This window comes from Fructilactobacillus sp. X2R1C1 (genome assembly GCF_059901435.1).
Map to the genome: position 1 here is coordinate 58,742 of NZ_JBWXUV010000003.1, position 26,255 is coordinate 84,996.

A 26,255-nucleotide genomic window follows, 5' to 3' on the forward strand; every position below is an offset into this window, starting at 1 on the left:
TCTAATGGTAATTATCAGAAAAATTCCACAATTTCACGGAACAATCTCGAAAAGAACCCAACCTTATCAACGCTTTGACAGGTAACGATTGGCGCTTTTCCACCATCATGATTTAAAAATTCCACCTTCTGATTTTTAAATCCAACCTGATTCGTTCCAACTTTCTGATTTTTAAGCACAGGAGCTGATACCGCGTTATCTTTAGCATGCTTTGAATCAAGTATAATTTGGTCGCTAAATTCATTTGGTTGAGAAACCTTGCCCCACAGGGTAACTGGTTTGCTCATCTTGACTTTAACCGTCCGTTTTTTCCCGTTAATCACCCTTAGATGATTCTCGGTAAATTGATCGTTATCATACTCCATGGGGCGATAATTCTTGATTACGTGTTCCATTAAGTTCTTAGTAACGATAAACCGTTGATTAGGCTTAGCACCCATAACTACTGTGATAATGCGGTGATCATGGTGATTATCTAAAGTCCCCGCGAAGTTTTCACCCGCTTTCTTAGAAGTTCCCGTTTTTAGACCATCAACGTTTAAGGCTGGATCGTAATATCGTTGTCCCTTCAACATTTCGTTAGAGGTCTTGACAACTTCTTTCAGTTTTTGGTTGGTATCACCAAAGGTATACTGCGTTTTCTTAGTGGTTTTTAGAACATCAGGATACTGCGAAATAATTTTGGAAGAGATGATTGCCGTGTCTTTTGCTGACATCTCATTTTCAGAATCACCAGTCACCCTTGGCAAATTCATCGGTGCAACCTGTTTGTTAGTCAGACCACAGGCATTATAGAATTTGGCGTCTTTAATTCCCAATTCTTTGGCAGTTATTCGCATGGTTTTGGCAAAATTCTCACTGTTACCAGAGATTTTATCACCAAGCGCCATCGCACTCGCGTTAGCTGAACCAATCAGGGCCGTCGAATAGAGCGCCCTTACCGTGTATTTCTTATGGGCCTCTAATTTAACGTTGGTAAACCCTTTTTTGGTACTTAATTTGGCAACTGCAGGTGAAATATCCACCTTAGTGTCCCATTTCAATTGATGATCATGAACTCGTTTTTGAACTATGTATGCGGTGAGTAACTTACTCATCGAGGCTGCCGGTAGGTTTCTAGCAGCGTTTTTTTGATAAATAATCTGTCCTGATTTAGCGTCCACTGCAATGGCAGCTTTACTATCGATTTCGTTCGAGTTAGCCTTTGCCAAGGTCTCTGGAATCATTAAAACGAGCGCTAACGTCATGATTAAAAATGAAACGAGAAATTGATGACCACTATGATTACTTTTCTTGGTTTGCATTTTTCTCTCCTATCACATGTTTATTTTTCCGTAATGGATGCTTAACATCTAACGGAAGGTAAATCTTAAACGCGGTTAATTTTTTCGTTGAAGAAACGTTAATATAACCTCCCTGATTGGTGACAATCTCACGAACAATGGCAAGTCCTAGGCCAGTTCCGCCAGTTTTGGTGTTTCGTGACTCCTCAACCCGGTAAAAACGATCAAAGATGTGATCTAGTGACCCCTTAGGGATCTGTTCGCCATCGTTTGAAACGATAATTTCAACTCCTTCACTACTAAATGGCTTAGCAGAAAGATAGATGTGACGTCCACCCTTTCCATACTTAAAAGCATTCGAGATCAGATTATTAAATACCCGACCTAACGACTCCGCATTGGCTTTGATCGAAATATCGTGCTTGAGTGGCTTCATTTCAATCGTCATCTTGTGCTTAGATGCATCAAGTTTAAATGAGGTCTGAAGCTGCTCTAATAGCGCATTCACATCAATGTTATCAATTTTTTGCGAAGGCTTAGACTTGTCGCCCGCCTTAGCATACTCAAAAAGCCGATCCACTAATTGTTTCATTTGTTGCGCCTTTAAATAAGCAATATGTGAATACTTTAAAATGTCGTCTTCATTTTGATACTGACCGTCTTCAATGAGACCAAGGTATCCCAGAATTGAAGTTAGTGGCGTTCTTAAATCATGGCTAACGCTAGTGACCAATTTGTCCTTTGAAGCTTCCACCTCTCGCTCATCATTCATGGATTCAATGACACTATCAACAAGCGCGTTGATACTTTGAATGACTCGCTCGGTATCTCCCTTTAATTCAAAGGGAATTCGATGGTCAAAATGCCCGTTCGCAATGTAATGCAATTCCGAAATAATGTGACGGAGTTGCATTTGATGATAGCGCCGAATCAACCGCCAGTAAATAATAATGACATCGATTACGCCCATAGCAATGATGAAGAGATTCTCCCAGCTAAGTAGTCGAAAATGCATCGGGCCAAAGGTTACCGATTGCTTAATGATGAAGATTCCGTCCCTTAGACCCGGGTTACTCTCGATTGATTCAGTGATAATCACGGTAATCGCCAAGTTTAAAAGGAGTAATAATATTAAAGTAACTACTCCTTCAACAAATAATTCAGTTTTTTCTTTCGTCGTTAATTTCAAACTCAAGATTCCTCTTATTATTTATGCTTCCACTTTGTAGCCGACGCCCCAAACGGTTTGAATCACTTTTTCACCGCCAGTAGCTTCTTCAATCTTGTCACGTAAATGACTGACGTGGACCATGACGGTTTTAGCTGAAATGATACTTTCTTGTTTCCAAACGCGCTCAAAAATCTCATCAGCTGAAAAAACCCGGTTAGGATGGCTGGCAAGAAGGTACAAAATACCAAATTCCAGAGCGGTTAACTGGATTTCTTTGCCGTCTTCCGTCTTAACTTCGTGTGAATCCTTATTGATAGTCAGTGGACCCACGTTTAAAATGTCAGGCTTGTCCTTAGTGACATCGTTTTGACTTCTTCTAAGCAGGGAACGAACCCGTGCCATGATTTCCAATGGGTTAAATGGCTTGGTGACGTAATCATCAGCTCCAGAAACCAATCCCTGAATTTTATCCATATCAGCCGTTTTGGCGGACAACACAATGATCGGAATCTGGGAGTCTTTACGGATTTCTTTAATAACATCAATCCCACTCATTTCCGGCATCATGATGTCTAAAATTACCAAGCCAATGTCTGGCTCAGTGCGCAAAAGTGAGAGGGCATCACTACCGTTATAGGCTGAGATTGGTTCGTATCCTTCGTTTTTAATGTAGATTTCTAATAACTGTGCGATTTCTTTATCGTCATCAACAACTAAAATTTTCATTTTAATTACCTCGAATTCACTATTTTCTTTCAGTTTATCAGATTGAAAACAGAGATTAACCAAAATTGTTTTAATATTATAAACATTTAAACTTTCACATCAAAAAAATCGTAGACCAGTTGATCCACGATTCATTAATTAATTTCGGTTCCCGGTAAATAGTCCATTGGTAATTGGGAAACGATGACGCATGTACAAAATTCCCGCAATTCCAATTACACCAATCACTGCATCAACAATCGGACTGGTAATCGGGTTAATCACTCTCGGAATATACGTTCCACCAAAGAAGACTAGCATCCAAATTGCGAACAATAGAACCATCATCAAAGCTCGAATGATGCCATTATATTTATGTTTTACTCCCGGAGCAAACAAGTTAGTCATAAGTGGCATCCCTGCACCAGCAACAATGGAGGAAACGAATATGCCAGTAATTCCCATTACACCACCTTTTGATGCTTGCGAGGAATTAATGAAGAACATGGCTGCGTACAAGAAACAGAACAGAACCAAAAACCACAAAAAGTTGTACGTGGCATCAATCACGTAAGTGATGGGCGTCATCTTTTGGGGTTTCTTTGGTGGATGAACCGTGACTTGCACCTTTTGAGCAACCGTTCCATACAGATTCTTTGCGGTCACCCCACTCTTTTGGGCCTTTTTTAGTTCGTTCACCATCGTACTGATTTGAGCAGCTTGCTTTTCTGGTTCCAATTTGGTTTCCGAAAGTTCCTGCTTAAATTTATACATGTATTCAGCATTTCTCTTGGTCAAACCAACGTGATCAAATTGTTCTCGTTCAGCAATCTTAGTGTTTGAGTGATGTTGATGCTGTTTTGCTTTAGCATTTCGTTTTCGATTATCTTCCTCGCTCATAATTTCCTCCTAGACGTTGAACCTAAATTCTGCAATGTCTCCATCATGCATGACGTAATCCTTACCTTCAACCCGCAATTTCCCGGCCTCTTTAACGGCATTTTCACTTCCGTATTTATCTAGGTCTTCAAAGGACATAATCTCAGCTCGAATAAAGCCCCGTTCAAAATCAGAATGGATAATTCCAGCGGCTTGAGGTGCTTTAGTGCCCTTCTTGAAGGTCCAGGCTTTGGTCTCTTTGCCACCTGCAGTAAAGAAGGTTTCGAGCCCAAGTAATTTGTATGAAGCACGAATCAACTTATTTAGACCAGGCTCACTAACCCCCTCAGCCTCAAGAAAGTCAGCTTTATCATCATCACCTAGTTCAGCGATTTCCTGCTCGGTTTCTGCCGCAATTCCAATTGCCTGCGCACCGTGTTTTTGAGCATAGTCTTTAACCATTTTAAAGTACTTGTCACTTTCTGGATCCGCCATCGATTCTTCGCTGATGTTAGCGACATACAAGACGGGTTTAGAAGTCAAAAGAAACAATCCCTTAACGATCTTCTGCTCGTCTTCATCAAAATCAATATCGCGGACAGCTCCGCCATCTTCAAGTACTGGTTTAATCTTGTTTAAAACATCCAGCTCTTCCTTGGCTTCATCTGATCCCTTTGCTGCTCTTTGAACTTTTCCAATTCGTTTATCAACGGCATCTAAATCAGCAATTCCAAGTTCGACGTTGATCGTTTCAATATCGCCAATGGGGTCAACGGTTCCCGTAACTGAGGTGATATTGTCATCATCAAAGGCCCGAACGACGTGGACAATGGCGTCCACTTGACGAATGTTTTCAAGAAACTTGTTTCCAAGCCCTTCACCTTTACTAGCACCCTTTACAATCCCCGCAATATCGGTAAATTCAAAAGTAGTTGGTACCACCTTTTTAGCCGGGATTAACTCCTGAATCCGGTCCAGCCGTTTATCTGGCACTTCTACCATTCCTACATTTGGATCAATCGTTGCGAAAGGATAGTTAGCCATTTCAGCACCAGCTTTAGTAATGGCATTAAAAAGTGTTGACTTACCAACGTTCGGCAACCCAACGATTCCCGCTGTTAAAGACATCCTGCTTACCTCTTTTAATTAATTTCTTCGTGTTTTTCTAGTATTTTCTTCAAACGTTTCTCAAATTGTCGTCGACTGATCATCACAATGTGACCACATCCCATGCACTGAACCTTAATGTCAGCTCCCATTCGAATGATTTCCCATCGATTGGTACCACAGGGATGCTGTTTCTTCATTTCAACGATATCATGCATTCCATACATAAAAATATCCTCCCTAGTCGAGATGAATATCCAATAGGTCTAAAATTCGGTTCAAATCTTCATTTGACATGTAATCAATCTGGATTTGTCCCTTACCAAGCTTAGAATTGGTCTCATTAATCAAAACTTTAGTTCCAAATTTATCTTGAAGCTGGTCCTCGCTCTCCTTAATGTAGGGAGACTTGGACTTTTTCACTGGTCGTTTACTCTTGGTTGAGTGAGCCTTATTAGCCTTGGCAATTAACTTTTCTAACTGTCTAACCGTGAGGGTTTCATCCTTAGCCTTAGCAGCTAAATTCAAAAGTTGTGATTTTTCTTTGACTGATAAAAGGGCCCTGGCCTGCCCCATTGAAAGTTGCTTTTTTTGCAGCATATCCTTAACGGATTGTGGCAACCCCAGCAAACGAAGATAATTGGCAATGTAAGGGCGGCTCTTGCCTAAGCGTTCTGAAACTTGTGCTTGCGTTAAATTCAGTTTCGTCATTAAAGTATCGTACGCTTGAGCTTCTTCTAGTGGATTAAGGTCCTCACGCTGTAAGTTTTCCATTACAGCGATTTCCATCATTTGCTCTTCGGTAGCATCACGAATGATTGCTGGAATTTTGGCCTTCCCAGCAGCTTTAGATGCCCGAAATCGACGTTCACCAGCAATAATCTGGTAATTATGATTATCGACATCGTGGCGCACAATAATTGGCTGAAAAACTCCTGATTCTTTAATGGACTGGGTTAAATCGTCAAGAGCCTTCTGATCAAATTTCTTTCTTGGTTGATAAGGATTAGGCGAAATTTCGGTTAGGTCAAGATCAACAACTGCTTCGTCATTACTATTAACGTCATTGTCCTTAAACAATGCTTCAATTCCACGTCCTAATCCCTTACTATTTTTGTTGGTCATGGGCAGCTAACACTTCCTTTGTCAATTCCATGTATACTTTGGCGCCTTTTGATTTGGCATCATAGTCAATGATCGGCAGTCCATGACTGGGAGCTTCCGATAAACGAACGTTTCTGGGGATGACGGTGGTGTACACCTTATCCTTAAAAAACTTTCTAACCTCACCATTGACTTGTGCTCCAAGATTAGTACGGGAATCAAACATAGTCAATAACACTCCCTCAATCTTGAGGTTGGGATTAAAGTGTTTCTGTACCAAACCAATGGTATTAAGTAATTGGCTCAGTCCCTCTAAGGCGTAATACTCAGACTGAACCGGGATCAAAATCGAATCACTGGCAGTAAAAGCGTTAATCGTGATTAATCCTAAAGAAGGTGGGCAATCAATTAAAATGTAATCGTACTTGTCAGAGACACTCTCAAGTGCCGTTTTCAATCGAGTCTCACGCGCCATCATGGGGGTCAACTCAATCTCTGCTCCAGATAATTGAATGGTAGCAGGAACAATATCGAGATTTTGATGAGCTGAATGTAGAATAACGTCTTCGATCGGCTCTTCATTAACTAAAACATCATAAATATCTTTATTAATTTTTTGCTTACTAAGACCAACGCCACTAGTGGCATTTCCCTGGGCATCGGCATCAACCAGCAGGACTTTCTTGCCCTTTGTGGCTAGGTCAGCCCCCAGATTAACAGCAGTCGTGGTCTTACCAACGCCACCCTTTTGATTTGCAAGCGATATAACGGTTCCCATGTTGTTCCCTCCTTCTTACTTGATCGGATCCTTATTTGGAGTTCCAGCTTTTCTTGGATACTTCTTTGGTGTCTTGGTGACTTTATCAATGACAATTATATTTCTTACTTCATCGTTTTCCGGTAATTTAAACTCAAAGTCACTTTCGACTTTACCACCTAAAGTTGTAATTGCCTTCTGAGCTCCCTTCAGTTCTTCAGGAGCCCTAGCGGCCTTTAACGCAATTAACTTGCCGCCGATCTTAACCAGTGGGAGGCACAACTCAGACATCACACTCAACCGCGCCAGTGCCCGTGCGGTTGCAAAATCAAATTGTTCGCGATCATTTGACCGCTTTCCACCAAATTCCTCGGCACGAGCATGAACAAGGCGCACGTCAGTCAATCCCAGTTCACTAACTAGTTGTTTCAAAAAAACAATCCGCTTATTAAGTGAGTCCACGATGGTGACCTCTAAATCGGGATTAATAATCTTAAGTGGGATTGACGGAAACCCTGCCCCCGCACCAACGTCTACAATTGACCTTGGCTTTTTAAGCTCTGGTATGTAAAAAACGGGAGTAAGTGAATCGTAAAAGTGCTTTAAATACACGTCGTCACGTTCAACGATGGTCGTCAAATTCACCTTTTGATTATAGGACACTAGAAGTTCGTAGTACTTTTTAAACTGTTCTACTTGAAAGTCCGATAGTGAGACATTGTGTTTTAACAATGCCGCTTTAAATTGTTCTGGATTCATTTACTTCTCCTATGTAAAACAAACAATTGGAAACTAATTAAAGTTAAACTAATTAAAGTTAAACCAATTTAAATTAGACCCTTTATTCATTATAACGAAAATTTAAAGATTTCGTTACCAAAAAAAGGAAAAAAGTCACCGAGAAATTTACCCCGTTCTGTTTAATCTGGCATCTTTTGAACTTCAGACTTAAACCAGTCATTAAACGCTTGGGCGTCAATGTCAACGGCAACCTTAGCATTGGTTTGACCATGATGATAAGCACCGCGAATATCACCAACGGTGGCGCCATTGGCGGGTCCACTAGTTTGAATATCAATCCACATCTCTTCAGTAGTAAGTAATTCTGGGTGTAACAGGTAGAAAATCGTATTAACATCGTGCATGGCCACGCCTGCATCACTTTGATCCCCATCACTAGTGATAATGGCAGAGAGCATCTCTCCCGCTCGATTCATTTTCTTAATTTCAGCTAAAGTTTCGTTAGTAAGGAGAGCTTTTTTGGTCACATCAAGTCCAATCATCACGATTTTAACACCACTTTGATACATTATTTTGGCCGCATCTGGGTCAGTAAAGACGTTAAATTCAGCGGCACTGGTCATGTTACCACGTCCAAGTGCTCCGCCCATGGCAACGATCCGTTCTAACTTGGCTTTTACTTCTGGATATTCAGACAGTAGGATGGCAACGTTAGTATAAGATCCCGTTGCGACCAACGTGACTGGTTCGTCACTGTCCATAATGTGGTCATGAAGGGCTTTCACCGCGGTCATTTTCAATGGCTCTGGCAGTTCACCCGTAAAATCATAACCGCGCATCCCAGATTCACCATGAATCCGAGCTGCATCTTCAAACGGCTTTATTAAGGGATTTGCGGCCCCACTAGCGACTTTGACCCGCTCACCATCATGAAAAAAATTAATAATTTTAAGGGCATTAATCGTCGTTTTATCAACCGTTACGTTTCCAGCGACGGTGGTCACCAAGTCCACATCCAGTTTTGGCTCATTGAGTGCCACTGACAAAGCTGCTGCATCGTCAATTCCTGGGTCCATGTCCATAATAATTTTTTGCATAATATCCCTCCGTTTTAAATCCGTCGTTATTAGTCAAGTTTACCACACGCATAATTGAATTAGCTGCTTCAGCTTAAAAGCAATCAAAAAAGAGACGGCCTAAGCTGTCTCTTTTTTTAAGTATGGAAGTAAACTTATTGATGGTCGTTTTACTCGATCAAGGATTCCTAATCCATCTAGAACCGTTCCGCCAATCACACTTACTTTATTAACATCTTCAATGTGGCGATCAGTTGATTGGTTATCATACAACATTACTGGTAAAATCTTGTAAGTCGATAATCCATCCTGGGTTTGTGAATCACCAACCCGACTTGAGGTAACAATCAACAAGTCATCATCCTCTAAAGAATCCATCAATTCTGATAACATGACATCAACTTTCCTTAGTTCTGAAGAGAATTGATCCAAATCACCTTCCATAGCGGAGGTCTGAAGATCTGGAACTTGAACGTAAATAAAACCGCTCCGAACCTTTTCCAGCTGATGATTTAATTCAACAAAAGCAGAGGTATTATCGGGTACCTGAATCCGTCTGGAAAAGTCCTGAACCTGAAGATATTCCACAAACCGGGAAATGATCACGGAACTCTTTTCCGCTTTATAAACCTCTTCAAAGACGCTTGACACACGTGAATTAACGGCACAATCAAACATTTCTCGCAGTCCGGACGCGGGTCGATTAACAACGGAATTAGTTCGAACTAATCCGTAAGCGCCCTCGGGATTGACTTCATCTGATGAAGAACGCTCCCCATCAAAAAAGATGTTAAAAAGGCCCAACCGCCGAAGCGATGGTAAATCTGACTTTGAGGATTGATTCAAAACGTGTGAAAGGATGTTATCGCTTGAAGCATTAAGTTGTTCTGCTTCATTGTCCGAGCGTAATCCGAGTGATGCTAAATCCACAACAATTACCCTTTTATAACTCACGTTTTCATCTCCCATGCGACTTAATAAAATTTAATTATATTCTATAATGCAATAATAAAATGCCCATGTCAATTGACTTAGCAGTAAAATGATAGTATCACAATTCACAACCGAGGTTTAAAAAATGAAATCAATTAATGAAGACAACATCATATTATTAGGTGACTCGTTAACTCGTGGTTTTGACGGAGAAAAAGATTTAGTGCACAATTGGCCCTATTATTTAGGTCAAATTTTACCATTTAACTTCATCAAAAACGCGGGCCAGAATGCCGGTACCATTACCGGAAATTGTGAGCTGGACTTAACCTACCAGGTTAACCACAACAATTTTGGTGACTACGACATCGCCACGATCTTTTACGGTACCAACGATTTTGCCCACCGCTACGATACTTTAGAAGTCGTTAAAAGGATGTTAAATGAAAACATCCAGCAAATCAAGATCGAAAATCCGTCCATTCAAATTCTGGGAATCCTTCCATTGAACCGCTTCGATGGTGGCACCGATAACTACAACATTGAGGGACTCGCCCACTACACGTTTGGGCAGCTCCTTTGCGGCTTAACCACCGTCTACCGCCAAAATAACATTCCATACCTAAACTGGCGTAAGGTGGCACCGACCATTGTCGACGACGATAATTATAGAACAAGACTGCATGACCATCGTCTTCACCCTAATTCGACTACTTACAAAATGATGGCCGAAATCATTGCCAAATTTATTAAAGCAAACGTCAACTAAAAGGAGCCATAATTGGTTTCCTTTTTTATTTAACCTCATCCAGACCCTTAAGTTTGAGTTGATTATTAACATCTTGCTTAACATCAGCCCGATAATTGGTCGTTTTTGACGCTTTTTGGCCCTGATCGTTAGTTGAATCAGTTTGAACCGCAAAGTCAACGGTGGCTTTCCCCTCCCCAGTACTTGTAACCTTTTTAACGTTTACCTTAATTTGAAGATCTTTAACATCTGGTTCATGATCCTTTTTCGCAATCGTAATCATCTGATTATAGGCTGGGTTACTTTTTCCTCCAACAAAGTTTTGGTCGTACTGAACTTGATCAGCTGACTTTTCGTCAAAAACGTCATGGTTCAGTGGCTCCCACACGGCTTTAAGCAGACCAGTTGCTGCCTTTTTATCAACGAGCTTTTTAAACGGGAGTTTGATCTCAGAGTGATTATTCTTCATCCCGAGATACTGAACATCACTTTTCATTGGTTTGCCGTCAACACTCAGAGTGGCCCAGATTGATGAATCATCACCAATGGGTAAATTATTGACCTTCGCCTTGCCGTTTTCACCAATTTGAGCAACCGGATGATTGTCAACGTAGACGATAGCGTTTGGGACACTTTCAAGCCCAAACGAAACCACGTTAAACGTCAGGTGCGCCGTATCAGATGACTTCATCAGACTAAACTGACCGGAAGTCTTAAGCTGTTTACCACCAGCCGTGGCAGTCGCCTCAATCTGATGAACTCCCGGGATGAGTGATTTCACGTTCAGCTCCCCATTACCATCCGTTTTACCTGCCTTGTTTCCATCAATTGTCACGTTGGCTTCTGAAAGATTGGTCTTAATTTTAGGATCAATTGGTTTAACTACCAGTTGATAACGTGGAAATACCAGGAAATTCTTCCCCGTTTGTTTATAAACCAAGTTGTTTTCAGCCACTTTCTCACCGTTAATCTGCATCTTGAGCCGATTAACTGCTTCGGAATTTTGATCGAAATCGTTAACAAGGGGTTGAAGGGCCTCTTCACTTGGAGTACCCGTTTGCCCGTCAATTTTGATTCCAGCAATCACCTGCTTTTGTTCGTGATTACGCAGGGCATTCACCAAGCGGTCACCACTAGCTTTTTTTGAATAATACTTTGTCCCGGAAACTCCGACCACAATCACGATGATAATTTCCAACACGAGTAAAAAGGCCAAGAATTTATGTGATTTACGTTTTTCTGCCAAACTAATTTCCATCCTTTTATAATATTGAGGAAATCATAACATACACCAAACAAAAAGAAACGTAGCACAGAATGCTCGTTTCTTTTCTAAATTACTATTAATCGTTATCGGTACTATCCGATACTTTCTTAACTGACTGGTTACTCTTGATGATAAACGGAAGATCATCAGAATCATCACTGCCAGGATTTTTGACCAAGATGGCATTGTATTCAAACGTCTGATGACGAACCGAACTATTGTCATCGTCGTCATTGTTATCGAAAGTATAATCAACCTGATAAGTGACTTGCGTCTCCCCACTATCATAAGGTGCTACCGATTCGGTCCTTTCACTAGTTTCAAATGACTCAATTTTATCGTTGTCATTATAACTTTTGACCATTTTAAGCATATCCTGACAAGCGGGACTACCATTTCCACCGTCAAAGAAATGGGAAATATCAACGTCGTTACCGGCACCACTCACCTGAGTCCAGAGCGGATTCAAGACCTGATCAGCCTGGTCTTTCGTGGCAATCCCATCAAACTTCGGTTCAATCGTGTTGTTATTATCACTGTCTTTTAAATTATAGGGTTTACTCTGAATTAATTTACCGGACTTGCCCTTCATCTGAACTTGAACGTTCATGTTCGTACTAAATGGGTAGTCAGAAAGCTTAAAGCTCCCATTGTCACCAATCGTTCCAACCTTCTTGTTTTGAATCAACACGTCTGATCCTGGTTGCCCCTTCACTGTAAAGGTGATAATTCGAAGTGGTAAGGACGCTGAACTGGCACCATCAATCCAGTCGAATTGACCATTATTGTGCAATTCACGGCCATTGACTTTTCCAGCAGTGGTGATGTTATAAAGACCCGGTGCAAGTGGCCCAATCTTCTTAGCCTTTTGACTTCCCATGTTGCTGGTAATTTGCTTGCCGTTCACACTCAACGAGACGCCATTCAGGTTAGTGGAAATACTAGAATAAACGGGTTTGACCATCAGTTTATACTTAGGGAAAACTAACCAGGTGTTACCCTCCTGCTTAAATTGCAGGTTGTCGGTCACCGGATTATCGTTATCGCGCATGAACTGACTCCTAAGCTTTGATAACTGGTCCTTATTACTAGCATAATAATTAATGGTTGGCTTCATCGCTTTCCCACTAATCTTAAAGTTCGGGTCGTTTGTTTCCGACACATTGGCTAAATTCTTTTCCTGATCATTCTTAATTGCTGAGATGACTCGGTCGACTTGATTAGCTTTTGAATAGTAATTCTTTCCAAAGAAGTAACCACCGATAAGTACCACTACCAAGACCACCACAATCACCCAAATCACTTTAGTAAGTGGTTTCATCTTCTTTTGTTTTTGCGGACGATTAACGTTACTTGTCTGACGCAGGGGCCGACTCCCTGATGTCTTGCGACTTGGTCCTGCTTGACTTTTTGGTGATCCATTAGGAGTTAATTTATACCCACAATTGGGGCAGAACTCATCATTTGCATTAATTCGGTGTCCACAATTTGGACAAAAAGACGCTTCTTCACTCATTTTGACTCCTCCTAGTATCCCTGCCCAAAGTTAGCAGCAAAGTTGTTAATGATCTCTTGAGTCAGCGTTTGAAGTTGAGAGCCCAGGCTATTACCCAAAATAGCTACTAGGACAGCGGAAATGATTGCCACGATAACCGTTACAATCAATAAAACATAGAAACTATCAATCGACCCAAAATTCTTAGAAAAGAGCATTTCATAAATTAACGCCCAACCCGAAATGGTGATGGCCAAGTCGACCACGTAGAGACCAATTAAAAATAAAATTCCAGCGGGCATGACGGCTGATAGAAGCAAACCCACTAACAGTAAAATAATTCCAACGTTTAAAAATTTACCGTACTCATTCGTATAATCACTAAGGCTCATATTGTTGTTCATAATGAAGTGAACTCCGACATAGCCTAAAATCCAAGCTAACAGACCGATTACGGCAATAATCAGTCCTAGTCCCATAACACTCGTGTTAATGACACCATCCATCTTATGAATAAGTGAGTATGGAACTGATTCAGAGGCCAGTCCACTCTTCATTCTCATTGCTAAAATAAACGAAACTAGCCAGGTCAAAACGGCGAAGATTCCAAGCGAGATATATCCCAGATACTTCTCACTAGCAGCCTCATATTTGACTGGATGTTTAATTGATTCAATGAAATAATTAAACATGCTGGTTAATCCGTTAGAAACGTCAGCCTGTGAATTACGGGGATGTTGCTGCTTTTTTGCTTCATTATGTACCTTGTTACTGCTTGTTTGACTGTTGCCAGTCAACTTAGTTCCACACTTGACACAAAACTTTGCGCCCGGCTTGTTATTAAAATGACAATTAGGACATTCATTCATACTAGTTCCTCCAATTAAATAAATATTAAGATTTTCTTACGTTTACATTATCACATACTGATTAGCTCAATCAAAGGGCTAAGGCACATAAATAAAAAAATCAATTAATTGCGGCACGGGATATCGGTCACTCAACAATTTCCGTTCACCAATTTCCTCAGTGTTCGTGAATTTTGATGAACTATAATCCTATTATTTGATTATTCAACTTATTTAATTATAATTATTATAAGATAATAAAGGAGGCGTGCTTATGATTCATTGTACTGGAAACGATGTTTTTATAAATGATCAAAAACTATACAATACCGTGCAAATGGAGATGCAGGATTCTCATAACTTTTACGAATTTGCTGTCCACATTGCTTATGCCCTAGAGGGTAAAATGGCTGTTAATGACATTGCCAAAATCGTGGAGGCCGCTAGTAACAACCACTTAAAGGTCACCGAAACCATTAACGTTTGTCCTAAAGCTCTTCAAGAAGCACTCAAAAAATCACAGTACCTATAAGAAATTCCTTAGCTTGGATGGGCTAAGGAATTTTTTTGGTTTCAGGTGATGTTATCTAAAACTCATTTGAAGTAATATGATTAGTATCACTGATTAAACTTCAAACTACTATTAATGGAGAAAAAATGAAAAACAAACGCAACGTTCTACGAAACATTAACGATCTCATCTGTGGCATTGCCCTGGTATTTGCCATCATGTTCGCCCACTTCAATATTTTACTAATCACGGTCTTAATCGTTTTTATTGATGAACTCTTATGGGGCATGTTCGGCAAAAACAAGAAGACTACGTGGTATTTAATTGCCGCGATTATTGGTTTAATTGGTGCCATCGGTTACAACTTCATCTAAAATAAAAAAATACTAGGACAATGTCCTAGTATTTTTGAACTAATTTAAATTAGCATTTTTTCATTTCAGTTTGGCTGACCCACTGATGGTTAACGTATTCTTTGCCACCATTAGTTGGTTTGAAGGTTACAGCATAGGCAGGACCGTCACAAACTTTAACAATCTTCCCCTGAGCACCTTTCATGCCGGGCATGTGGTCAGCTTCAACGGTGACTTTTTCGCCCTTTTTCAAGGTAGCACCCTGTTTATCAGCCTTAAGTTGGTCTTTTGTAACGAACTCATGATTTTTAACTTCAGCCTTACCATCGGTTGGCTTGTAATCGATGACATAAAGTGGTGAATCATATGCTCCGGTAACTTTAGCCTTAGCACCTTTCATCCCTTTCATGTGGTTAGCTGATAGTTTAACTTCAGAACCAACCTTAAACTTAGGATTTTTAGCGGCAGCTAAGTCAGTGGGAAGATTCATCTTATGCTTCATTGGCATATTCATGTCCATTGACTTATCGCCCTTGGTTTCCTTCATGTCTTTTTTACTCATTGTTTTTTCGCTACTGCTACTCGACATATTTGATGACGAACTGGACTTAGAACTACTCTTGCTTTCTCCACAACCAGTAAGTACCAATCCCACACTAGCTACGGCAGCTAACGTAAATAATGTTTTCTTCATTTTCATCTTTGAAGAGCTCCCTTGATATTTTTATGATGTTTCAACTGCTAAGATAGCACCGTCGACACCAAAAAGTTACTAAAATGACTTACCGTAAGCATATTTTAAGATTCTTATAGATTCCTTCAAAATTAAGTAATATGTTTGCACATTTATCCCTAAAAGTTCATGCTAAATATATATAATCTTATGTTTGTGAGGTGAAAATTAATGGGTACAGAAAGTTTAATCATTTCAATTGTTGCATTAGTTGTGATTTTGATCATTCTAATCGCTCTAGCATGGTTGTTCTACAAGTTCCTCGGTGGTAGAGACAAGGCAGCCTGGAAATCATCAATGCAAATGGCATTCACAATTGCCTTTGGAATCATCGTTGCATTCATCGTAATGGGATTGTTCAAGATGATCGTCGCAGCCATTGCGGCCATGATCGGTATGCAAGGCGGAATGATGTAATTTACTAAAATAATGCCACTTGGCATTATTTTTTTATTATCACGGTCAATTCAAGAGGAACAACAATAATGAGAGTAAGTATTTTGCAACACACTTCTGATGAGGGACCCGGAGCAATCTCCGACTGGATTCATCACAACCATTACCAGATGTTCGTTTATTATCCTTCTCAGTTTAAGGTGCTACCAGACGCTGGTACAACCGACATGTTAGTAATCTTAGGCGGCCCAATGAGCGTCAACGACGACACAAACTGGATCAAATCCGAACGTGAACTAATCAAACGGATGATTAGCCAAAGAAAACCAGTCTTTGGCGCCTGCTTTGGTGCCCAACAAATGGCCAAAGTTCTAGGAGCTTCCGTCTTTGACTCGCACACTAAGGAAGTTGGGTTTGCTCCCGTCTACTTAAAAACAAAACTCATCTCCGGATTATCCAACCAACTAGAAGTGCTCCACTGGCATGAGGAAACGTTTCAGATTCCAGATGATGCCTCGTTATTGTACTCAAGTGATCAACTCGTTAATCAGGGATTTGTAAAGGATAACCTCGTTGGCCTCCAGTTTCACCTTGAACCCAACCACGACAACGTCACCGAAATGGCAATTAACGACTACCCTTACCTTACTGGGTCCGTTTTAAGTCAGTCTAAAAACACCATCATTAACCACCCAATTTCAAAACAGAACCATCTCGATTTATTCAAGATTTTGGATTACATCGCAAACAAATAGCACCCACCTAGAAAAAGTGGATGCTTTTTTGATTTTATTTAAAAGCAAAGTACTTAGAAACAAAGTAATTAATCACAATGGCCATGATTTGTGTTCCAACCACACAGATAAAACTGTTAAACAACGTGGGACTCCCAATCAACCCGTGAACAACGGGAAGTTGGAATAGCCAAGCCGAATAGTTTAAGTGATCTAAAAATAAAATCTTAATGAAAAATTGCGGAAACTTATCGATCATTACGTAAGTCATCAAAAAGTCGAGGACTAAAACAAACAATCGTCCCGAAACAAAGTTAACGATCTGAGCCTGAAGTGTCTTGGACTGCGTTCCACTGTTAAAAACAAAGTATTTGTTCACCACAAAAGCAAACGCAATCGACAGAACTTGGGCAATTAAGACGGGAGTAAAATCACTGGTAAAAATCTTCATCGAAACGAATCGACTGACAAAGTAAACCAGGGTGGTCATGGCTCCCCAAAACAAGTATTCAATTTTTTCATCAAAAACTAATCTTTTTACGATATCTAAGTAGTTAGTAGTATTAGCGTCGTTTGTATCATTCATGATATGCATCAAACCCCTTCTTAGTTATTTTATCACAATCAATTAAGTTATAAATTTGTGATTTCCTTAAAACTTAATCTTTTCGGTCGTGTTAAAATAAAACCAATCATTAACGAAGGGAATGGACGTCATGGATTTAAGCACGTTTATCTGGCTCGTCATAATGATGGTGGTCGTTTTCGTAGTAGTAACCATCATTACCGTCTTAGTGAGTCTTCATCGCGCCAAAAAACGACAGGAAAAAGAGAACCGACATTCTGATTCCAAGTAGCTTAGTTACGTGAAAACGTTAAAGTTACGATTATCAGCCATAAAACTGTATAATGAGTGAAGAAAAAGAAGCGTGATTTTTAATCGGGATGGTGCCATGAATCACATTGTTTTAGTGACTGAAAAATTATCATTAGCACTTAGTTTCAACCAAACTTTTAATGACAATGGATACTTTGTCGACGATTTATACGATGTTTCAAGCCTCCTATCATCCATTCAAAAGTACAAAGAACAGGCCATTATTTGGGACCTAAGTACCGTTGCAACTCAAAAGTTGATCGAACTTATCCCTAAAATCCGCCAAACGGCCTCACTTCCAATTCTCGCTCTGGGAGAAAAAAAGGACGAGGGCATCGTTGATCAATTATTTAAAGTTGGCATCGATGACTACATCATCCAACCATACAACGCTGACGAAGTCATGCTCCGGATGAAACATCGCGCCCGTTTCTACCAAGACGAAAATAATAGTCTAAAGCAGGAAAAAAATAAGAAGGTCAAACCACGATTTCACTTTTCTGACATCGACGTTGATTTAGATCAGAAGGTTGCTACCAAAAATGGTACTTCGCTCCGACTAACGCCTAAGGAATTCAAGCTTTTAGAGTACTTTCTGACTCACCCTAAACGGATCCTGAGTCGTGAACAAATCCTAAACGGCGTTTGGAACGATCTTTACATTGACCAGTCCTCGCGGATGCTTGAAATGCACATCAGCCATTTAAGGGACAAGATTGAACCTAATCCCAAAGACCCCGTCTTAATCAAAACGATCCGTGGCTTTGGTTATGAATTTGAAGCGAAATTAAATAAACCATAATAAATGACATCCAAACCATTAACGGGCTTGGATGTCATTTTATTTGTTTTTCATTTCATTATTTTGAATTTTGACCACCTGCTGATAGGCATTATCCATCCACTCCAAGTAGTTTTTATCTTCAGGAATCGTTTCGGTCAATTTTACAACCGGCACATCATGATCCTTAGCTAATTTGACGAGGTTCTTGACCATTTTACTGTCAGCCTGCGTGTTATCAACAAAGAAAGCAATCCGATGGTGAGTGATATCATCCCTGATGTTTTGAATACTCTTAGGTGACGGGTCAATCTCCTTCTCGGTCGCATTGGCAAAATCAGGGTCATTTACCTTGTATCCCATGTACTGAAGGGCATCATCGAAAACCGGTTCACTGACGTCGACCTTGCGATTTAACTGGTAATCGTTCAGATTATCTCGTGCCTTTTCCGCCTGCTGCTTAACTGGTTCATATTCTTTTAAATACCGCTTGGCATTATCATGAAAATAACGTTTGTGATTCGATTGTTTTTCACTATAGACGTCTGCCAGTCGGTAGACGAGCTTATTAACGGTGTCAGGATCATACCAAATGTGCTCGTTATCCCCATTTTTTCGGTTCATCACCTTTGAAACGTTGACAACCGACGTCTGATCACTTCCATTCTTTACTAGCTTTTTCATCCAATCGTCGTATCCAATGCCATTTTCAACAACCACGTCTGCTCTTGCAACTTGATTCGCATCACTCGTTGAAGGATCAAAATCGTGTGGGTCACCGCTTCCCTTAATAATCGGCTGAACGCTCCCCTGATTTCCCAAAACATTTTTCGCAATTTGACCATAAAAATTAGTTGAGGTAACCACTCTCAGCTTATGGTTGGCCCGTTCATCTCCTGATTTTTTGCCACAACCAACTAGCACGATGACACAAAATAAGATTAAAATTGCTGTTATACTTAACTTAAACTTTTTTATCATTGTTTTTCTCCTTTGAAACATCATCCGAAGTTAAGTTGACCATCATTAAACAAATAATACTCACTTAATATAACACTGTTATCTTAAATTGAGCAATCAATCCACTGGAGGAATTTTCATGGCAAACGTTCGTAACCAGGATAAAACCCATTCCCTATTACTAGAGGCCGGGTTTAAGGCCTTTCTAAAAAACGGGTTTGATAAGACAAAGATTCGTGAAATTTGCCGAAACGCTAACCGGACAACCGGTTCCTTTTACAAACACTTTGAATCAAAGGATGCGATTCTAGATGAAATTCTTGATCCCTTTATTAAGCAATTAAAAGACGAATATGAGAATCAGTTTAATCAGGGAATGGCTAAAATCAGTCCAGCCAGCGTTCAAACGGTGTGGAAACAAAACATTTTGAATATGAATCCAATCATCCACACCCTTTACGCTAATCCGAAGTATAAGGAATTAATTCTTTTTAAATCAGAGGGGTCGAAGTACGACAATCTAGCCGAAATGCTAACGAAGTACTTTACCCAAAAAATTGCTAACGCCATTGGGATCATGCAAGAACGTAACATCATCCTTGTTAGCTTTAAGTTTAACTACCAGGAACTGCATTTTCACGTGTTCTCGTTTTATGCTACTTTTTGTGACATTTTGAAACATCGGTATAACGAGCAAGAGGCCATCATGCTGTGTAACAACCTCTACGACTTCTTCTACCCGGGATGGATGGCATGGCTGTCCATTTAGTTTGTTTTTAATAACACCGTTATTTAAGAACCCTTTCAATAGCACTTGAAGGGGTTCTTTTTGGCTTTACCAAACATTTACATAAAAAGACCGTAAAATTTACTTAACATTTACATTCACCTTATATACTTGGTTCGTAAACAAAATAATGTCCATTTAAACCAAAGGAGATTTCGTCCATGTCATTAGGCAAAAAGAAAAAGGTTGCATTGATATTAACGTGTGGACTGCTGGCGCTGGGACTAGCCGCGTGCGGATCATCTTCTTCCACCAAGGCCAAAAACGGTAATAAGATTACCGCCGTTGGCTCCACGGCACTTCAACCACTGGTCGAGCAAGCGAGTCGAGAGTATCAGGTTAGTAACCCGAAAGTTAACATTAACGTCCAGGGTGGTGGATCTGGAACTGGCCTAAGCCAAATCCAACAGGGAGCCGTTAATGTTGGTAATTCAGATGTCTTTGCTTCCCAACAACCAGGTGTTACTGCTAAAGATTTAGTTGATCATAAGGTTGCCGTTGTTGGAATTGCCCCGGTCGCCAATAAAAAAGTGGGAGTGAAAAATCTCTCAATGAAACAACTTGAACAAATCTTCACTGGTAAAGTCACCAATTGGAAGCAGGTCGGCGGAAATAACGTCAAGATTGTGGTGATTAACCGGGTCGAAGGAAGTGGAACCCGGATGACCTTTGAACAATCCGTTTTAAAGGGCAAAAAAGCCATCAACGCTCAGCAACAAGACTCAAACGGAACGGTGCAACAGATTGTCTCATCGACTCCCGGTGCGGTTAGTTACCTCTCGTTTCCATATTTAAACAATAAAACGCAAAGTATTTCCATCGATAAGGTGCAACCAACCGACCCCAACGTAGAACATAACAATTGGAAAATTTGGTCGTACGAACACATGTATACCAAGGGCAAGCCCACTGGAACCACCAAAAAATTTATTGATTACATGCTTTCAGATCATGTTCAACAGAAATTAGTCAAGCAGATCGGATACATTCAAGTTAAAAACATGAAATTTGAAAAGAATGCTGAAGGTCAAGTTCAAGCGATTAAATAATTATGAAAGTGGTTTTTATATGAATGACATTAAAGAAAAATTACTGAAACCATCAAAAGAAACTCATCAAGATAAGGTTGGTCATTTTATCAGTCTCATATGTATCGGCCTGATCGGCATCCTCGTCATTACCATCCTCTTCTTCATCACCACCAAGGGACTGGCGACCTTTACTTCCGATCACGTCAGTATCATCGATTTCTTCACTAAGGGGGACTGGAATCCCAGTCAAACGGGACCAAATGGGAAACCAGAAGTTGGGGCACTTCCAATGATCGTCACCTCATTTGCGGTCACCCTACTATCCGCCATTCTTGCCACCCCATTTGCGATTGCCATGGCCCTTTTCATGACCGAAATTGCTCCCAAACGAGGGCAAAAGATTCTGCAACCAGTAATCGAATTACTCGTTGGAATTCCATCCGTTGTCTATGGGTTTATCGGCCTAATGGTCTTGATTCCCATTGTTAGAACGGTGTTTGGAGGGACCGGTTCTGGGATTTTACCAGCTACCATCGTTTTGTTCGTCATGGTTCTTCCGACCATCACCTCAATGTCAGTCGATGCTTTAAAGGCCGTCCCACGAGACTACCGGAGTGCTGCTCTTTCACTCGGAGCCACTAAATGGCAAATGATGTACAAAGTGGTCTTACGGGCTGCCACTCCGGGAATCCTTACCGCGATGATCTTCGGAATGGCGCGCGCCTTTGGTGAAGCACTAGCCGTTCAGATGGTCATCGGAAATGCAGTCCTCATGCCAACCAGCTTGACAAGTCCAACTGCAACTTTAACCAGTCAACTGACGACCCAAATGGGTAATACCATCATGGGAACGTTGCCTAACAACGCCTTATGGACATTGGCCTTAGTTTTACTAGTAATGTCACTAGTATTCAACGTCATCGTAAAACTAATTGGAAAGAGGAGTGCATTTAAAAAATGAAAATAAATGCCAAAAAAATTAATAAGTTCGCCATTGGGACCATCTGGGCCTTAGTCTTAGTCGTAGTTCTGATCTTAATCTTCCTACTCGGTTACATCCTCATTACCGGTCTACCCGATATCTCGTGGAAGTTTTTAACCACCACGTCCAGTTCAATCAGTGCCGGCGGTGGAATTAGAGATCAGCTCTTTAATTCCGTCTACCTGCTAATACTGACGATCATCATCTCGCTGCCAATCAGTCTTGGGGCCGGAATTTACCTGGCAGAGTACGCCAAGGACAACTGGCTCACAACGCTCGTTAAAACGGCCATTGAGGTTCTAAGTTCATTGCCTTCCATTGTCGTTGGTCTGTTTGGATACTTGGTGCTAGTAATCAAGTTTCAACTTGACTACTCCATTCTGTCAGGAGCGATTGCTTTAACCATCTTCAACCTGCCACTCCTTACCAGAAGTGTCGAAGATTCCATCGAAGAGGTGCCAAAGTTACAAAGAGAAGCCGGGTTATCGCTTGGACTCTCCAAGTTTAAAACCATAACTGGAGTTGTACTACCACTCGCAATCCCGGGCATCATCACCGGTGTCATCCTTAGTTCTGGTCGAATCTTCGGGGAAGCCGCCGCCTTGATTTACACTGCTGGTCAAAGTGCGCCAATCGTAAGTTACACCAACTGGAATCCTTTCAGTCCCAGCAGTTTCCTAAATCCCATGCGTCCAGCTGAGACCCTTGCAGTTCATATCTGGAAACTAAATACCGAGGGAATTGTTCCAGACGCACACGTTGTTTCAAGTGGCGCTTCAGCGGTTCTTATCATTGTTATCTTAGTCTTTAACCTGTCGTCTCGGTTCTTAGGTAACTGGGCTTACCGCAAGATGACTGGGACTTCTAGAAAAAAGCGAGGTTAAAACATGGCTCAACAAAATTACGATTTAGACCACCATCAAATTATTACACCGCCAGGAGAAATGGCCCTTGAGACCGAGGACGTGAACGTCTTCTACGGTAAAAAGCAAGCTACCTTTGATGCTTCGCTGGCATTCTCAAGGTTCAAGATCACCGCCCTCATTGGAGCCTCGGGATCTGGCAAATCAACCTTCCTTCGCTGTCTCAATCGAATGAATGATGGTGTGGCAAACGTTACCGGTAGAATCATGTACAGAGACGTAGACATTAACCAAAAAAAATTAAACGTCTACGTCCTTCGAAAAAACATTGGCATGGTCTTCCAACACCCCAACCCCTTTGCCAAAACCATTCGTGAGAACATTAAATTTGCGCTTAGAAAACATGGCGTAAAAGATCCACAGGAACTTGATCAACGAGTAGAACAAAGTCTAAAAGCCGCTGCACTATGGGACGAAGTCAAAGATAAGCTGGATACAAGCGCCCTTGAATTATCTGGTGGACAGGCTCAAAGGCTCTGTATCGCTCGTTCAATCGCCATGCAACCTGACATCTTGTTGTTAGACGAACCAGCGAGTGCTCTTGATCCCATTTCAACCTCTAAGATTGAAGAAACGCTTCTAGAGTTAAAGAAAAAATATACGATTATCATCGTGACCCATAACATGCAACAAGCCGCCAGAGTCAGTGACTATACCGCCTTCTTCCATCTTGGACACGTCATGGAGTACGCTAAAACAGCTGACATTTTCACCAGACCACAGGTCAAAGCCACTGAGGATTACATTTCCGGCAACTTCGGTTAAGGAGAAGTAAATGACAACTAAAACGGAACCAAAAGAGATTATCAAAACTGAAAACGTCAATTTGTACTATGGAAAGCGAAAAGCGTTGCACGACATTAATTTAAACTTCAAACAAAATGAGATTACCGCCCTAATTGGACCATCTGGATGCGGAAAGTCAACATACCTCCGTTGTTTAAACCGAATGAATGATCTTATTCCAAACATTACCATCACGGGAAGCTTCACGCTCAATGGTCACAATATTTATGGTCCAAAAGAAGACATCGTGGAACTCCGAAAAGAAGTTGGAATGGTTTTCCAGCAACCCAATCCTTTCCCCTTTTCCGTGTACGATAATGTCACCTTTGGCTTAAAATTAGCTGGCGTTAAGAATAAGCAACTATTGGACGAACGCGTTGAAGAATCTCTAAAGCAGGCGGCTATCTGGGATGAAGTTAAGGACAAACTTCATAAAAGTGCGCTTTCATTTTCTGGAGGACAACAACAACGAATCTGCATTGCTAGACTCTTGGCCATTCAACCAGACGTGATTTTACTGGATGAACCAACGAGCGCGCTCGACCCTATTTCGAGTCAGATGATTGAGGACACCCTCCTAAACATCAAGGACAAGTATACGATCATCATCGTGACTCATAACATGTCACAAGCTTCTCGAATCTCAGACAAAACGGCGTTCATGCTGAACGGTCGACTAGTGGAAGTAGGCAAAACCAAAAAAATGTTTATGAATCCTGATAAGCAAGAAACAAGTGACTATCTCAACGGAAAATTTGGATAAGGAGAATGACTATGGGAGCATTATTTGATGATGAATTAAAGAAACTTAAAGGACACTTCATGGAAATGGGATTTGACAGTAGTGAACAAATCTACCAAGCCACCAAATCTTTCATTGATCATGATAAGGACCTCGCACGCAAAATCATTGCAGAGGATCCCAAGATTAACAACGAAGAAATGGATTTAGAGAAACAGTCCTTACAACTGATCGCACTCCAGCAACCCGTTGCCAGTGATTTTCGTCAAATTATCAGTATTTTAAAGGCCAGTACCGACATTGAACGAATCGGCGATCACGCCAATACGATTGCGAGAGAAACCATTAACGCCAAGGGCCATGAACGAATCCCGGCGGTCGAAAAAGTCATCAGTGAAATGACTGAACAAGTCCGTTCAATGTTAGAACAGGTACTAGAGGCCTTCTTTGAGGGGAATGCCTCGGAAGCTAAGAAAATTGCTGACCAAGATGAATCAATTGACAAGTATTATCATTCCACCAGAAAGTTAGTAACTGAATCCCTGAAAAAGAACAGTAAGACGGCGCAAGCGGCCCTAAGCTACTTAATGGTCATCCGATTGCTCGAACGGATCGGTGACCACGTCGTAAACCTCGCCGAGTGGCTCGTTTACAATCAAACCGGCAAGATGGTCGAACTCAGTCACAGCACCAATCACGATGAAGAATACTTTGAAAACAACAAGTAACAAAGAAACCACCCTGATATTTCTATCAAGGTGGTTTTCGCTATTTATTGATTACTGGTTCGCTCAAAGAAGTCCAAAAACAACTGTTCCTCTTTTGGATCGTTTTGCCACAATAATTCTGGGTGCCACTGGATTCCCATGATACTAGCATCATCATTTTCAACCGCTTCGATGACACCGTCAGGAGATTTGGCCGTGACGGTCAAACTATTTCCGACCTTTTTTAGGGCCTGATGATGAATTGAGTTCACAACGGGAAGATCGCCAACGGAATGGACCAAATGGCTTTTGGTTTTCACTTGCACCTCATGAAAATTATGCTTTGGATCGTCGTGTTTCACGTGTTGAACGTTAGACTTGGGTAAATCAGTGGCAATGTCTTGATAAAGACTACCACCAAAAGCTACGTTTAAAACTTGAAGCCCTCGACAGATCCCTAAAAGTGGTTTTCTCCGGCGCACCATTTCTTTAATCAGTCCCATTTCCCACTCATCATGGGGTCGATAGTGCGCATCGTCTGGTTCGACTGATTTTTCGTGGAATAATTCCGGTTGAACATCTTGACCACCAGGAATAATTAAGCCGTCAACTAAGTCAACGTATTCGGAAATCATATCAAGCTCAGCCATGGGAATAATAACAGGCAAAATGCCGTGTTTTTGCAGTAAATCAATAAAAACTTGAGCAGTATAATTGGCGTAATCAAGGTTATAGTTAGGCGTCTTAATCCGGTTAACGTTTGCCGCAATTCCAATTCTCAAAATGAACCCCTCCATTACAATTTAGTAATTCCTAATGAATAAGAGCCATCCCGAAT

Annotated in this window: 32 protein-coding genes; 14 read left to right on the plus strand and 18 right to left on the minus strand. The window is 41.0% G+C overall.

Annotated features, from left to right (window positions below; all coding sequences use genetic code 11):
- Positions 1-14: 14 nt before the first annotated feature.
- The 11 genes from AC6UDG_RS05100 to AC6UDG_RS05150 all read right to left on the minus strand — a co-directional run bounded on the left by AC6UDG_RS05100 (position 15) and on the right by AC6UDG_RS05150 (position 9,777).
- A complete protein-coding gene (locus tag AC6UDG_RS05100) occupies positions 15-1,304 on the minus strand; it encodes a D-alanyl-D-alanine carboxypeptidase family protein (protein ID WP_500706706.1) in 1,290 nt (429 codons plus the stop codon).
- Complete coding sequence (locus AC6UDG_RS05105; protein ID WP_500695786.1) at positions 1,285-2,472, minus strand: sensor histidine kinase; 1,188 nt, start codon at positions 2,470-2,472, stop codon at positions 1,285-1,287. The genes AC6UDG_RS05100 and AC6UDG_RS05105 overlap by 20 nt, the downstream gene beginning before the upstream one ends.
- 21 nt (positions 2,473-2,493) lie before the next feature.
- Positions 2,494-3,180: a response regulator transcription factor CroR gene (croR, locus tag AC6UDG_RS05110; protein ID WP_500694021.1), complete on the minus strand. Its 687-nt coding sequence runs from the start codon at positions 3,178-3,180 to the stop codon at positions 2,494-2,496.
- A gap of 138 nt (positions 3,181-3,318) precedes the next feature.
- Positions 3,319-4,059 carry a DUF1129 family protein gene (locus AC6UDG_RS05115; RefSeq protein ID WP_500695787.1) on the minus strand — a complete coding sequence of 247 codons (741 nt, stop codon included), beginning with the start codon at positions 4,057-4,059 and terminating at the stop codon, positions 3,319-3,321.
- Positions 4,060-4,068: 9 nt separating this feature from the next.
- A complete protein-coding gene (gene ychF, locus AC6UDG_RS05120) occupies positions 4,069-5,166 on the minus strand; it encodes a redox-regulated ATPase YchF (RefSeq protein ID WP_500695788.1) in 1,098 nt (365 codons plus the stop codon).
- Between the two features lie 14 nt (positions 5,167-5,180).
- Positions 5,181-5,372, minus strand: coding sequence for a DUF951 domain-containing protein (locus AC6UDG_RS05125; protein ID WP_500694024.1), 192 nt, complete (start codon positions 5,370-5,372; stop codon positions 5,181-5,183).
- Between the two features lie 13 nt (positions 5,373-5,385).
- On the minus strand, positions 5,386-6,270 hold the full coding sequence (locus tag AC6UDG_RS05130) for a ParB/RepB/Spo0J family partition protein (protein WP_500699623.1): 885 nt from the start codon (positions 6,268-6,270) through the stop codon (positions 5,386-5,388).
- Positions 6,254-7,027, minus strand: coding sequence for a ParA family protein (locus AC6UDG_RS05135; protein WP_500694026.1), 774 nt, complete (start codon positions 7,025-7,027; stop codon positions 6,254-6,256). The genes AC6UDG_RS05130 and AC6UDG_RS05135 overlap by 17 nt, the downstream gene beginning before the upstream one ends.
- Positions 7,028-7,042: 15 nt before the next feature.
- Positions 7,043-7,765, minus strand: a complete 723-nt coding sequence (gene rsmG, locus AC6UDG_RS05140) for a 16S rRNA (guanine(527)-N(7))-methyltransferase RsmG (RefSeq protein WP_500694027.1) — start codon at positions 7,763-7,765, stop codon at positions 7,043-7,045.
- Between the two features lie 161 nt (positions 7,766-7,926).
- Positions 7,927-8,844 carry a ribonucleoside hydrolase RihC gene (gene rihC, locus AC6UDG_RS05145; protein WP_500706708.1) on the minus strand — a complete coding sequence of 306 codons (918 nt, stop codon included), beginning with the start codon at positions 8,842-8,844 and terminating at the stop codon, positions 7,927-7,929.
- A gap of 99 nt (positions 8,845-8,943) precedes the next feature.
- The gene (locus AC6UDG_RS05150; protein WP_500695792.1) at positions 8,944-9,777 is read right to left on the minus strand and encodes an alkaline phosphatase family protein; all 834 of its coding nucleotides are present in this window, start codon (positions 9,775-9,777) and stop codon (positions 8,944-8,946) included.
- Between the two features lie 124 nt (positions 9,778-9,901).
- On the opposite strand from AC6UDG_RS05150, the gene AC6UDG_RS05155 reads away from it, so the two are divergent.
- Positions 9,902-10,525 carry an SGNH/GDSL hydrolase family protein gene (locus AC6UDG_RS05155; protein ID WP_500695793.1) on the plus strand — a complete coding sequence of 208 codons (624 nt, stop codon included), beginning with the start codon at positions 9,902-9,904 and terminating at the stop codon, positions 10,523-10,525.
- 25 nt (positions 10,526-10,550) lie between these two features.
- Here AC6UDG_RS05155 and AC6UDG_RS05160 read toward each other — a convergent pair whose 3' ends face one another.
- From AC6UDG_RS05160 to AC6UDG_RS05170, 3 genes are all read right to left on the minus strand, one after another.
- Entirely contained in the window at positions 10,551-11,750 is a 1,200-nt protein-coding gene (locus AC6UDG_RS05160; protein WP_500706710.1) for a zinc ribbon domain-containing protein, read from the minus strand.
- Between the two features lie 97 nt (positions 11,751-11,847).
- Entirely contained in the window at positions 11,848-13,287 is a 1,440-nt protein-coding gene (locus tag AC6UDG_RS05165) for a zinc ribbon domain-containing protein (RefSeq protein ID WP_500706712.1), read from the minus strand.
- An 11-nt stretch (positions 13,288-13,298) separates the two neighbouring features.
- Complete coding sequence (locus tag AC6UDG_RS05170; RefSeq protein WP_500706714.1) at positions 13,299-14,135, minus strand: DUF6574 domain-containing protein; 837 nt, start codon at positions 14,133-14,135, stop codon at positions 13,299-13,301.
- Between the two features lie 253 nt (positions 14,136-14,388).
- On the opposite strand from AC6UDG_RS05170, the gene AC6UDG_RS05175 reads away from it, so the two are divergent.
- Together AC6UDG_RS05175 and AC6UDG_RS05180 are read left to right on the plus strand one after the other, a co-directional pair.
- On the plus strand, positions 14,389-14,646 hold the full coding sequence (locus tag AC6UDG_RS05175; RefSeq protein WP_500694034.1) for a hypothetical protein: 258 nt from the start codon (positions 14,389-14,391) through the stop codon (positions 14,644-14,646).
- A 125-nt stretch (positions 14,647-14,771) separates the two neighbouring features.
- Entirely contained in the window at positions 14,772-14,999 is a 228-nt protein-coding gene (locus AC6UDG_RS05180) for a hypothetical protein (protein ID WP_500701241.1), read from the plus strand.
- Positions 15,000-15,048: 49 nt separating this feature from the next.
- Here AC6UDG_RS05180 and AC6UDG_RS05185 read toward each other — a convergent pair whose 3' ends face one another.
- Positions 15,049-15,678: a YdhK family protein gene (locus tag AC6UDG_RS05185; RefSeq protein WP_500706716.1), complete on the minus strand. Its 630-nt coding sequence runs from the start codon at positions 15,676-15,678 to the stop codon at positions 15,049-15,051.
- A 204-nt stretch (positions 15,679-15,882) separates the two neighbouring features.
- Here AC6UDG_RS05185 and AC6UDG_RS05190 point away from each other — a divergent pair, with 204 nt between their 5' ends.
- Together AC6UDG_RS05190 and AC6UDG_RS05195 are read left to right on the plus strand one after the other, a co-directional pair.
- Positions 15,883-16,128: a hypothetical protein gene (locus AC6UDG_RS05190; protein WP_500694037.1), complete on the plus strand. Its 246-nt coding sequence runs from the start codon at positions 15,883-15,885 to the stop codon at positions 16,126-16,128.
- A 68-nt stretch (positions 16,129-16,196) separates the two neighbouring features.
- A complete protein-coding gene (locus tag AC6UDG_RS05195; protein WP_500706717.1) occupies positions 16,197-16,862 on the plus strand; it encodes a type 1 glutamine amidotransferase in 666 nt (221 codons plus the stop codon).
- Positions 16,863-16,896: 34 nt separating this feature from the next.
- Here AC6UDG_RS05195 and AC6UDG_RS05200 read toward each other — a convergent pair whose 3' ends face one another.
- Positions 16,897-17,427, minus strand: coding sequence for a GtrA family protein (locus tag AC6UDG_RS05200; protein WP_500701244.1), 531 nt, complete (start codon positions 17,425-17,427; stop codon positions 16,897-16,899).
- A 130-nt stretch (positions 17,428-17,557) separates the two neighbouring features.
- Here AC6UDG_RS05200 and AC6UDG_RS05205 point away from each other — a divergent pair, with 130 nt between their 5' ends.
- On the plus strand, positions 17,558-17,698 hold the full coding sequence (locus AC6UDG_RS05205) for a hypothetical protein (RefSeq protein WP_500695801.1): 141 nt from the start codon (positions 17,558-17,560) through the stop codon (positions 17,696-17,698).
- A 96-nt stretch (positions 17,699-17,794) separates the two neighbouring features.
- Entirely contained in the window at positions 17,795-18,520 is a 726-nt protein-coding gene (locus AC6UDG_RS05210) for a response regulator transcription factor (protein ID WP_500706718.1), read from the plus strand.
- A 39-nt stretch (positions 18,521-18,559) separates the two neighbouring features.
- Here the strand turns inward: AC6UDG_RS05210 and AC6UDG_RS05215 are convergent, their stop codons facing one another.
- Positions 18,560-19,480, minus strand: coding sequence for a metal ABC transporter solute-binding protein, Zn/Mn family (locus tag AC6UDG_RS05215; RefSeq protein WP_500706719.1), 921 nt, complete (start codon positions 19,478-19,480; stop codon positions 18,560-18,562).
- A 118-nt stretch (positions 19,481-19,598) separates the two neighbouring features.
- Here AC6UDG_RS05215 and AC6UDG_RS05220 point away from each other — a divergent pair, with 118 nt between their 5' ends.
- The 7 genes from AC6UDG_RS05220 (at position 19,599) to phoU (ending at position 25,438) form a co-directional block, all read left to right on the plus strand.
- Positions 19,599-20,228, plus strand: a complete 630-nt coding sequence (locus AC6UDG_RS05220) for a TetR/AcrR family transcriptional regulator (RefSeq protein ID WP_500699614.1) — start codon at positions 19,599-19,601, stop codon at positions 20,226-20,228.
- A 179-nt stretch (positions 20,229-20,407) separates the two neighbouring features.
- The gene (locus tag AC6UDG_RS05225) at positions 20,408-21,295 is read left to right on the plus strand and encodes a phosphate ABC transporter substrate-binding protein PstS family protein (protein WP_500706720.1); all 888 of its coding nucleotides are present in this window, start codon (positions 20,408-20,410) and stop codon (positions 21,293-21,295) included.
- Between the two features lie 19 nt (positions 21,296-21,314).
- Positions 21,315-22,238 carry a phosphate ABC transporter permease subunit PstC gene (pstC, locus tag AC6UDG_RS05230; protein WP_500694045.1) on the plus strand — a complete coding sequence of 308 codons (924 nt, stop codon included), beginning with the start codon at positions 21,315-21,317 and terminating at the stop codon, positions 22,236-22,238.
- Between the two features lie 2 nt (positions 22,239-22,240).
- Entirely contained in the window at positions 22,241-23,143 is a 903-nt protein-coding gene (gene pstA, locus AC6UDG_RS05235; RefSeq protein ID WP_500694137.1) for a phosphate ABC transporter permease PstA, read from the plus strand.
- 3 nt (positions 23,144-23,146) lie between these two features.
- Positions 23,147-23,947, plus strand: coding sequence for a phosphate ABC transporter ATP-binding protein PstB (gene pstB / locus AC6UDG_RS05240; protein ID WP_500694046.1), 801 nt, complete (start codon positions 23,147-23,149; stop codon positions 23,945-23,947).
- 10 nt (positions 23,948-23,957) lie between these two features.
- Positions 23,958-24,731, plus strand: a complete 774-nt coding sequence (gene pstB, locus AC6UDG_RS05245) for a phosphate ABC transporter ATP-binding protein PstB (RefSeq protein ID WP_500694047.1) — start codon at positions 23,958-23,960, stop codon at positions 24,729-24,731.
- A gap of 11 nt (positions 24,732-24,742) precedes the next feature.
- On the plus strand, positions 24,743-25,438 hold the full coding sequence (gene phoU / locus AC6UDG_RS05250) for a phosphate signaling complex protein PhoU (RefSeq protein WP_500694048.1): 696 nt from the start codon (positions 24,743-24,745) through the stop codon (positions 25,436-25,438).
- Positions 25,439-25,482: 44 nt separating this feature from the next.
- On the opposite strand, the gene AC6UDG_RS05255 is transcribed toward phoU, so the two are convergent.
- Positions 25,483-26,199: a gamma-glutamyl-gamma-aminobutyrate hydrolase family protein gene (locus AC6UDG_RS05255; protein ID WP_500706721.1), complete on the minus strand. Its 717-nt coding sequence runs from the start codon at positions 26,197-26,199 to the stop codon at positions 25,483-25,485.
- Positions 26,200-26,255: the final 56 nt, after the last annotated feature.